The 10,740-nt window shown below is 36.8% G+C and carries 8 protein-coding genes and 2 tRNA genes; 5 read left to right on the forward strand and 5 right to left on the reverse strand.

All coding sequences use genetic code 11. From position 1 onward, the window contains the following. Positions 1 to 127 precede the first annotated feature (127 nt). Positions 128 to 1,633 (reverse strand): NarK family nitrate/nitrite MFS transporter, encoded by a 1,506-nt coding sequence (locus QZ265_RS07400; protein ID WP_296404898.1) that lies wholly within the window; start codon positions 1,631 to 1,633, stop codon positions 128 to 130. 541 nt (positions 1,634 to 2,174) lie between these two features. Here QZ265_RS07400 and nirB point away from each other — a divergent pair. Both nirB and QZ265_RS07410 read left to right on the forward strand, forming a co-directional pair. Then, positions 2,175 to 4,811, forward strand: a complete 2,637-nt coding sequence (gene nirB, locus QZ265_RS07405) for a nitrite reductase large subunit NirB (RefSeq protein WP_296404900.1) — start codon at positions 2,175 to 2,177, stop codon at positions 4,809 to 4,811. A 72-nt stretch (positions 4,812 to 4,883) separates the two neighbouring features. Continuing rightward, positions 4,884 to 5,261 (forward strand): nitrite reductase (NAD(P)H) small subunit family protein, encoded by a 378-nt coding sequence (locus QZ265_RS07410; protein ID WP_296404901.1) that lies wholly within the window; start codon positions 4,884 to 4,886, stop codon positions 5,259 to 5,261. Positions 5,262 to 5,471: 210 nt separating this feature from the next. Here the strand turns inward: QZ265_RS07410 and uvrB are convergent, their stop codons facing one another. From uvrB to QZ265_RS07430, 4 genes are all read right to left on the reverse strand, one after another. Beyond that, entirely contained in the window at positions 5,472 to 7,586 is a 2,115-nt protein-coding gene (uvrB, locus tag QZ265_RS07415; protein WP_296404903.1) for an excinuclease ABC subunit UvrB, read from the reverse strand. A 176-nt stretch (positions 7,587 to 7,762) separates the two neighbouring features. Then, positions 7,763 to 8,143: a DUF2059 domain-containing protein gene (locus QZ265_RS07420; RefSeq protein WP_296404905.1), complete on the reverse strand. Its 381-nt coding sequence runs from the start codon at positions 8,141 to 8,143 to the stop codon at positions 7,763 to 7,765. Between the two features lie 36 nt (positions 8,144 to 8,179). After that, on the reverse strand, positions 8,180 to 8,443 hold the full coding sequence (locus QZ265_RS07425; protein WP_296404907.1) for a hypothetical protein: 264 nt from the start codon (positions 8,441 to 8,443) through the stop codon (positions 8,180 to 8,182). Positions 8,444 to 8,556: 113 nt separating this feature from the next. Then, positions 8,557 to 9,120: an acyl-CoA thioesterase gene (locus QZ265_RS07430; RefSeq protein ID WP_296404909.1), complete on the reverse strand. Its 564-nt coding sequence runs from the start codon at positions 9,118 to 9,120 to the stop codon at positions 8,557 to 8,559. 451 nt (positions 9,121 to 9,571) lie between these two features. Between QZ265_RS07430 and QZ265_RS07435 the strand changes: the two genes are divergently transcribed. From QZ265_RS07435 to QZ265_RS07445, 3 genes are all read left to right on the forward strand, one after another. After that, positions 9,572 to 9,647: transfer RNA gene (locus QZ265_RS07435), tRNA-Asn, on the forward strand. 373 nt (positions 9,648 to 10,020) lie between these two features. After that, a tRNA-Asn gene (locus QZ265_RS07440) sits at positions 10,021 to 10,096 on the forward strand. A 189-nt stretch (positions 10,097 to 10,285) separates the two neighbouring features. After that, positions 10,286 to 10,675, forward strand: coding sequence for a CopG family transcriptional regulator (locus QZ265_RS07445; RefSeq protein WP_366513674.1), 390 nt, complete (start codon positions 10,286 to 10,288; stop codon positions 10,673 to 10,675). The last annotated feature ends 65 nt before the right edge of the window (positions 10,676 to 10,740 follow it).

The raw sequence follows: 10,740 nt of genomic DNA on the forward strand, positions 1-10,740 counted from the left end.
CTTATAATTAATATTTGAACATTTAAACGATATTAATGTGTTATATCAATTTAAAATAAACTTAATAAATATCATCAAAAGATATGTTTTAAAAATTTAAAAACTGTTCATAAATTTTAAATTTCAATTAATGACCTACTTTAATTTCAGCAAAAGTACCATCTGGCATTTCTTCGACAATTACGCCTGAAGGTTCTTTTAATAAAAATAAAGCTAAGAAACCTACGACTGCTGTTACTGCAATCACAAAGAAGAAAGCTTGATAACTCACCATACTTAATACCGTAAGATATACGACCGAACCTGTATTACCATAAGCACCGGCCATACCAGCAAACTGACCTGTCATACTACGCTTAATTAATGGAATTACTGCAAAAACCGCGCCTTCTCCAGCTTGCACAAAGAATGAACAAAACATGGTAATAACTAAAGCTAAAGCAATAGGCCAGCCAGAGTTCACGAAGCCCATTAGTAGATAACCTAAGGCTAAACCGGCTGTTAGAATGAGTAAGGTGGTTTTGCGCCCAAATCTGTCACTTAACCAACCGCCACCAGGACGAGACATCAAGTTCATGAATGCATAAGATGAAGCCAATAGACCAGCTGCTACAATAGATAGATCAAAAGTTTCTTGATAAAACAGTGGTAGCATTGATACTACTGCTAACTCTGAACCAAAGGTGGCAAAGTATAAAATATTGAGTACGCCAACTTGTTTAAAGTCATAACGTTGCGCTTCAGGTACTTCAGTAGTGAATACTTCTTTGTTATGACGATAACTAGAAACAAATTCATAAATATAAAGGGCAACCAAAGCACCATAGATGATGTTTACCGTTGATTGAGTCAGCAAGCTTACGCCTGAGGGTGACAACTTCCAGGCAAGAATAGCCAAAGCTAAGTACATTGGAATTTTAAACACCATCATCAACCAGAAATCACCAGTTGAAGTTACTGTCATCGCACCATTCTTTTTAGGCTTAAAGTAAGTAGATCCTTTTGGCGTATCACGTACCTTAATATAAAAGATAATACTATATAACGCCATAACTACACCCGATGTAGCACAGGCATAACGCCAGCCTTCAGCACCACCGAACCAAGCAGCAAAGCCGATAGCCATTGTTGGCAAAAGCATGGCTGCCGCTGCAGAACCAAAATTACCCCAACCGCCATAAATACCTTCTGCAGTACCTAACTCATTAGCAGGAAACCAATCACTTATTAAGCGGATACCAACCACAAAACCTGCGCCAATAAAGCCCATCAAGAAACGAGATAAAGCCAATGTTTCATAATCTTGAGCAAAGGCAAAGGTGAAACAAGGTATAGCTCCGAATGCTAAAATACAGGTATAAACTATTCTAGGTCCAAACTTATCGGTAAGCATACCAATGATGACACGTGCAGGAATCGTTAAAGCTACGTTTAAAATTAGTAAGGTTTTAACTTGTTGTTTTGTTAAATCTAAAGTTTCTCCTATAGCTGATAAGAATGGAGCGTGGTTAAACCAAACAAAAAAAGTTAGAAAAAATGCCATCCAACCTAAGTGAAGTATTTTATTTTTTCCAGCAAAGGATAAAATGTTGAGTTTTTCCTTACTCGGAGGTACAGGAGAAGCGGACGACATGATGTGATTCCTTATATAAATAATAGCCTGTAGAAAATATCCGTTTACAGACTCTTTTAAATTAAGTAAATGAATAAGCTGAATTTTAACTAAAATATTACTAATTAGTTACTAAGTGTAATTGTTGCAAGCATTGTGCCATCCTAAATTTATTTAAAAAATATAATCATATTCTTTAAATATTCTCATTATTTGTATAAGTTGGTTTTATACCAATCTATTTAATATTAACTACTTGCAAGATTTTAGTTATTAATGCCTAGCTATATATAGTTATTTAAAATTCAAAAAATTTATAAATCTAACTTATAAATCAACTTTACAATTAAACTTTCTTATAAATTTGCAATATATCCTTATCGCGCAGCATATTTATTAAGACCGCCATTCATATTAAATTCATTTGAATTATTAGATGATAATTTTAAAAGTTTGGCACGATTATTGAATATATTAGGGTAGGCACTAAGTAGTTTTATATTCAAAACTTAATAATAGTTTTAAAAAAGGACTACTAGACACCCATCTTAAGGATAAATTTATGATTAAGGCAGATATGACTAATATAAACAGTAATGAAAAACCAAACCTTGTAGTAGTTGGTAACGGCATGGTGGGTCATCACTTTGTACAAAAAGCTATTGAGCTTGGCTTGAATGAAACTTATGACATTCATGTGTTTGCTGAAGAAGATCGTCCAGCTTATGATCGTGTTTATCTTTCAAGCTATTTTGAGCATAAAGATGCTAGTCAGCTAAACTTAGTAGATATGGCTCATTACGATGACACAGGTATAAAGCTACATCTAAATAAAAGAATTGTTGATATCAATAGCGATGCGCACACTATTACCGTTGAAGGCGGCGATAAAGTCAAGTACGCAAAACTAGTTTTAGCAACTGGTTCCTATCCATTTGTACCGCCTATTGAAGGGGGTGATCATTCACATTGTCATGTCTATCGTACGATCACTGATTTAGATGATATCCTAGCAACTGCTCAGAAACCTAACGTTAAAAAAGGTGTGGTAGTCGGTGGTGGATTGCTAGGTTTAGAAGCTGCTAAAGCCTTAGTGACTTTAGGTCTAGATACTTATGTGGTTGAATTTGCCCCTCAACTTATGGGCGTACAACTTGACCCTGCTGGCGGTGAAATCTTAAAGAAGAAAATTGAGGCTTTAGGTGTAACGGTATTAACTGGTAAAAATACCAAAGAAATTATGCATAATCGAAGCGTTTCCTTAAACCATGATATTCATCAAAAAGATGTCCAACATGATGTGCATCTTGAAAAAGATACTTTTTTGACCATGAAATTCACTGACGATACTGAGTTAGATACCGATTTAATCTTATTTAGTGCTGGCATACGTCCTCAAGACGGCATCATGAAAAATAATCCTGAGTGTGGAGTAACCTTAGGTGGCCGTGGTGGCATACTTATCAATGATTTTTGTCAAACCAATAATGAAGATATTTATGCTATTGGTGAGTGTGCGGTTTGGGACAATAAAATATTTGGTTTGGTAGCCCCAGGTTATACTATGGCTAGTATCTGTGCTGCACAGATTGCGGGAGATGCGGAAACAACCTTTACTGGTGCAGATATGAGTACCAAATTAAAGCTTATGGGTGTTGACGTAGGAAGTATTGGCGATGCTCATGCCAAAACCGAAGGTTCTCTAAGCTATGTTTATCAAAACCCAAGCGAAGGTATCTATAAAAAGCTTGTGACCAGTAGCGATAATAAAAAGCTTCTTGGGGCAGTTATGGTCGGTGACACCGAAGACTATAACAATTTATTGCAGTTATTCCTAAACGACATTGATCTTCCCGCTCATCCAGAAAGCTTGATTTTACCGAATGTAGAAAAGCCTTCAATGGGTGTCGAAAACCTTCCTGATACTGCTACTATTTGTTCATGTTTCAATGTGTCTAAAGGTGCAATTTGTGGCGCTGTTGAAGGTGGTGCTTATTCTATAGCTGAAGTTAAAAGCTGCACTAAAGCAGGTACTGGCTGTGGCGGCTGTGCACCTATGGTGAAAGATGTACTGGCTTATCAATTAACTGAACTTGGTTTCGAAGTTAATAATGATCTTTGTGAGCATTTTGCTTACTCTCGCCAAGAATTATATAGCTTGGTCCGTGTGAAAGGCATTAGAACTTTTGAGGAATTATTGAACGAACATGGCAGTGGCCATGGTTGTGAAATCTGTAAACCTGCAGTTGCTTCAATATTATCGTCTTGCTGGAATGATTATGTGCTCAAAACTGAGCTCGCACCTTTGCAAGAAACCAATGATTACTATCTTGGTAATATTCAAAAAGACGGTACCTACTCTGTAGTCCCACGTGTAGCTGGCGGTGAAATTACTGCAGATAAACTAATTGTATTGGGTCAAGTTGCCAAAGATTTTAACCTTTATACCAAGATTACCGGTGGTCAACGAGTTGATTTATTTGGTGCACGTTTGGAGCAGTTGCCTGATATTTGGGAGCGTTTGGTAGAAGCTGGCTTCGAAACCGGTCATGCTTACGGCAAATCATTACGCACTGTTAAATCATGCGTGGGTGAAAACTGGTGTCGTTACGGCGTTGCGGACAGCGTAGGTCTAGCGCTCACTTTAGAGAACCGATACAAAGGGGTACGCTCACCACACAAAATCAAAATGGGTGTATCAGGTTGTACCCGTGAATGTGCTGAAGCGCAATCAAAAGATTTTGGTGTAATTGCTACCGAAAATGGTTGGAATTTATATGTGGCTGGTAACGGCGGTATGGTACCGCGTCATGGTGAACTATTCGCGACCGACCTTGATACTGAAACCTTAATCAAATACATAGATCGTATCACAATGTTTTACATCAAAACAGCTGATAAACTACAACGCACTTCAAAATGGCGTGAGAGTCTAGAGGGCGGCTTAGAGTATTTACAGCAAGTAATTATCGAAGATAGCTTAGGCATTGCGCAAGAACTTGAAGATCAAATGCAATTGCTGGTTGATAATTATGTCTGCGAATGGAAAGAAACTATCACCGATAAAGAGAAGTTAAAACGTTTCCGTCATTTTGTTAATAGTGAGCTTGGTGATGACAATGTGGTATTTGTGACCGAACGTGAACAAATTCGTCCTGCCACTGAGGCTGAAAAAGAAAGTTTAGAAGCCATGGCTTAGTAAAGGTCTATGCCCTACTTCATTAACTATATTCATTTCTTTAGGCTTACTTTACCAAATTAGGAAATTATTATGACTACTCAATTTATATGCACTTTAAACGATATTATTCCTGAAGGCGGCGTATGTGCGCTAATAGGAGGCAAACAAGTGGCTATATTTCGCACTAAGGATGATAAAGTATTCGCTCTTGATAATTTTGATCCCTTTAGTAAAGCCAATGTTCTATCACGAGGTTTAATTGGCGGAACTATGATCAAAACTCAGTTAGAAGACGGCACAGTTTCAGAGAATGAAGTGCTTTATATAGCTTCACCTATTTACAAACAACGTTTTGACTTGGCAACAGGGCTATGCTTAGATGATGAAGCCGTTAAAATAGATTCGTATGAAGTTAGTCTTGAAGGCGATCAAATCATGGTTAGTGTTAAAGAATCCATGGCTGCCTAAATAGCTTCATAATAGGTTTTTCCATAAAAAGATAAGAGTTAACTCTTATCTTTTTTTGTGTTTTAAGACATCTCCTTTTGCATATTATGCATACGAGTTATAAATAATAGTATGCCCTAATCCGTAGAAATTTAATTCTAAAAAAGTTCAAAAAAAAGCGAGCCATTATCTAATGACCCACCATTTATGTTTTACAACTTAACCATACTTTTACTGAACAATATAAGCCCGAAGCTCAAGCACTTTATCACGTATCTTCGCAGCATCTTCGAACTTCAGTTCACGTGAAAACTGCTTCATTTTTTTTTCCAAACGATTAATTTCTTTGGCCAATAAGTCTGGACTTCGTAAAATCTCAATATCCACATCAGGTAAAGCACTGCTACTTGGAATAGCCTGATTGTCATTAAGCTCTTCTACTTCACCTGTATCAATCTTATCGGTAATACTACGCGTTGCTGATTTAGGAATAATGCCATGCTCCTCATTGAAGGCAATCTGCTTTTCACGGCGGCGATCAGTCTCTTCAATGGCTTTTTCCATACTAGGCGTAATACGATCAGCGTACAATATTGCTTTACCATTTAAGTTACGAGCCGCACGACCAATAGTCTGGATCAAAGAGCGCTCTGAGCGTAAGAATCCCTCTTTATCCGCATCAAAAATGGCAACAAGTGACACTTCAGGCATATCCAAGCCCTCACGAAGTAAGTTAATACCGACCAATACGTCATGAACACCAGTACGTAACTCATGGATGATTTGCATTCGCTCAACGGTATCAATATCTGAGTGCAGATAGGCTACTTTTACATTATATTCTTTTAGATAATCGGTTAAGTCTTCCGACATACGCTTGGTTAAAGTAGTGATTAATACCCTCTCATTTAGCTCACGACGTTTAGTAATTTCAGACAAAACATCATCAACCTGAGTCAATACAGGACGAATCTCAATCTCAGGGTCAATTAGACCTGTGGGACGTACCACCTGCTCTACAATTTGCTCACTGTGTTCAAGCTCGTACTGCGCTGGGGTCGCTGACACAAAAATCGTAGCAGGCTTAATTTTTTCCCACTCTTCAAACTTCATGGGACGATTGTCCATAGCACTGGGTAAACGGAAACCATAATTGACCAAGTTCTCTTTACGTGAGCGATCACCTTTATACATCGCTCCGATTTGAGGGACGGTCACATGAGACTCATCAATAAAAAGTAGCGCATCTGGTGGTATGTAATCAAATAACGTAGGTGGCGCCTCACCGGCAGGACGACCTGATAAATGCTGTGAATAGTTTTCGATACCATTACAGTAGCCTAACTGCTGAATCATCTCCAAATCATATTGAGTACGCTCTTTAATGCGCTGCGCCTCAATCAACTTGTCATTGGCACGAAAGTACTCAAGTCTTTCATCAAGCTCGGCTCTAATGGTCTTACTGGCAGCCTCTAATTTTTCGCGAGGTGTTACATAGTGAGATTTTGGATAGATAGTGATACGCGGCACACTACGCACGGTTTTACCAGTTAGCGGATCAAACCAACTGATTTTTTCAATCTCATCATCGAACATACTTATGCGCACTGCCAATTGTTCAGATTCTGCGGGATAGATGTCCAATAACTCCCCTCGCAAGCGGTAAGTACCTCGTTCAAAATCAAGCTCATTACGAGTATATTGCAGCGCAACCAAACGCTTAATTAATGCATTACGGTCTATCATGTCGCCGACTACGATGTGCAATAGCATTTTCAAATAACTCTCTGGATCACCCAAGCCATATATTGAGGACACAGAAGATATAATAATCGCATCACGGCGCTCAAGAAGCGCTCGAGTAGCAGACAGTCGCATTTGATCAATGTGATCATTAATCGCACTATCTTTTTCAATAAAAGTATCACTTGCAGCCACATACGCTTCAGGCTGATAATAATCATAATAACTAACGAAATACTCAACAGCATTATTTGGGAAAAATGATTTGAACTCTCCATACAACTGAGCGGCTAACGTCTTGTTATGCGCCATAATAATAGTTGGACGCTGTGTCTCACTAATGACTTTAGCCATGGTATAAGTTTTACCAGAACCAGTAACTCCAAGTAAGAGCTGTGCATCCATGCCGGCCTCAACCCCTTTTACAAGTTTTTCAATAGCTTGGGGTTGATCACCGGCAGGTTCAAAGTCGGTTACCATTTCAAAAGCACGGCTCGAAATTATAGTTCCAGAAGCATTTACTCCGCTTATTTCAGCTTCGTCTTGAAGCTGAGTGGCTAATTGATTTAATTGACGTGATGATCTAGGTTCAGGCATTCGCATAATGGGTATCTTTTCATTTATTATGTGTGTTATAGGTCTTATTATGAGGTTAACTCAAAGAATTTAAAGCCCCCTACTACTACTGAAAACCATTAATTCATATAATCAATATCAAAAAAAAGCAGCTACCTTCATAGCCACTTTTTTTATATTACTCTAGCTGCTAACTGTTTTATTTAAAAAATACCTTTAAATATTTCTTTAACTTGAGGCAGTAGTTCTTCAAGCTGTTTCGTCGTTTGCTTCATTTCATCTTTATCTGGCAGAGCAGCTTTTAAGAACTCAGCATTTACCTTAGGGTTTTTTTCTAGGATACTTTGACCCATAGGCGTATCGTAAAATTGAATTAAGGCGTTAACCTCTTGTTGACTGTAATGTGCTTTAGCTGCTTTAACATACGCCTGAGTCATTTCTTCCTTGGTTGCCGTACCCTTTATGCCATTTGCAAGTATTTTGCTATATTGCTCTAATACCCCATGCATATTAGTAGCAATTTCACGTTGACGTTTATTTAAGTTTTTATCATCCACTGAAGCCTTATCGCTTTGTTGCTGCAATATATCTGCAGCAGCTTGCTGACTATTAACAATAGCCTATATTTGTGCATCAATATGCATAACCTGCATAAGCTTTGCTATTGAAGCATCGCTAGGCAATTGATGATCTAACGCTGTATTTGACACTTGATTAATCATAGTATCGTTTGATGCATTGCTAGTTTGTGTGCCGCTATTTTGTATGCCACTACTAATGGTTAGATCAGCATGAGCAGATACGTTCACTGCCAATAAAGCTAGGCCACTTAAGGCTATAAATTTACGGCTTTGTACCAGTATATTTTTTGAACAATTTTTCATAATAAATCTCTATAAACAAACCCTTTAAATTTATATCTTGCAGCATAAATGTTTCTTTATATTGCATGTATATCTAATGAATTATATAGCTGATAAATCAATATAAAGTAAAATCAATTAAGAGAATCACTAGGTTTACAGCCACCAATTAAATTCCCAGCCGGCTTTTTACCAATACTACAACTTGGGCGATTGGCATTTTGTGCGCGAAGTTTTTTTCGCTCTAACGCTGCATCAAATCTACATTGCTGTAAATCATCTTTAATCTCAAGAGGCGGTACCGGCGTTGGCTTACCATTTTCATCAACTGCCACCATAGTGAAGAAACAGCTATTGGTATGGCGAATCGTACGATGTTGAATGTTTTCAGCTTCAACTCGAATGCCTACTTCCATTGAAGTTTTGCCCACATAATTTATACTAGCTGCAAAGGTCACTAATTCGCCTACATAAATAGGCTCCAAAAACATTACTTGGTCGACAGATAAAGTAACTACGTATCCACCACTATAGCGACTCGAACAAGCATAAGCCACTTGATCTAGCATTTTTAGCAGATCACCGCCATGTACGTTACCAGTAAAATTAGCCAAATCGGGCGTCATTAATACTGACATATATAATTCATTTTTTAATGGGGCCCTTACCGCCGAAGAAGTAGTATTAATCTGTGACATAGTTTTCCTATTAGTTAAAAGTTAAAAAATTTATAATTTATTCATAGTAAAGATATAATCATTATAGGTGATTTGTATAACAACTTAATTGGTATTTATAAGTAGCTTGTAACTATCACTACGTTGCTTAAAACGTTTATTTTATTGAAAAATTACTTACCCTTAATTACTATTCACTATTTCAATCATTTTAACTTTGGTTCAATGCAGCCAAATATACCTATAAACACTAAATTTAAAAGTTATAACCATTATCTAAAACTGATAAACTTTAATTGATTGGCATATATAGTGACATTTTATAAGTAAAAATTAAATTAAATGGTAGGAATTAAAATTTATTCGTAAATTTTAGACTTTTTATCAAAAAAAAGCTTGACGGATATCAAATATTTGATAGAATACGCCCCACTTAACGCAAACCGCTTTATTAATGCGTTAAAACAGTTATTCCCTAATAGCTCAGTTGGTAGAGCATCGGACTGTTAATCCGTGTGTCCCTGGTTCGAGCCCAGGTTAGGGAGCCAAATACTAGCATGAATGTTGTATTGACCAATTCAGGCTAACATTGCTACTTAGCAATATGTTTATGGCATATGCCAGAGTCCTTATCTTTATATATAAGGACTTTTTTTTGGTTTATAGTATATTTTAGTGATATATAAGATGCACATTATTACATAGTCATCTTAAAACAATATCAAAAGTTATTTTGGCACAAAAAACACCAATAAGCTTCAAATCTGACCAACAAACAATCGATTTCAGCTTTTTAAAAGTTTTTAGATATAAAGCTTGACACTTAAGTGATGCTTGGCTAGAATACGCATCACTTAGTCAAGACCCCATGCATATTATACTTGCATAATATATATTATATTATATAGTTTTCTAAGTTATTCCCTAATAGCTCAGTTGGTAGAGCATCGGACTGTTAATCCGTGTGTCCCTGGTTCGAGCCCAGGTTAGGGAGCCAAATAATATAAAGGTTTTAACCCCTAAAGTTGAATCAAATTAAAACCTTTAGATTAGCCCTAATCAATGATTGGGGCTTTTTTTATACTTAGACTTTTTTACTGTGTCTAGTTAAACCTAGTTAAGTATTAAAGATTATGTTAGTTTATAATTTCTCAAATTAACTAAATACTAAAAAAATATTATGGCTATGATTCCTCCACGCATTCGTAATAAATTTTCTGATCATCCACAAAAGATTACCCGTCCTATTAGTGTCAGACTTTCTGAAGAGATGATTGGTTTATTAAAAGAAACGGCAGATGAGCATGGATTTAAGCGTATTCAGGGTTTAATACGCTTATATATTCGTCAAGGTTTAGACCGTGATCATGATGGTTATACCTTAGCTGATGATGAAGTGTTTATTGAAAAACTTCGTGCCAATGGCGTCAGCGCTTCAATCATTGAAAAAGCAATCATTGATACACACAACAGATATGAAACAAAAGGCTTGCTTGAAGAACAGCTTCAGCCTAAACCTCACATTAAACCTAATTCTAAAAATAACCCGAAAAACAACTCGAAGAATGAAAAGTAATTAAACTGATTTAGAGTAACTTGATAGAAGTAAACCTGCTCAATAATTGTCTTAAGATAAATTTC

The sequence above is a fragment of the Psychrobacter sp. genome, from assembly GCF_018260395.1.
Classification (GTDB): domain Bacteria; phylum Pseudomonadota; class Gammaproteobacteria; order Pseudomonadales; family Moraxellaceae; genus Psychrobacter.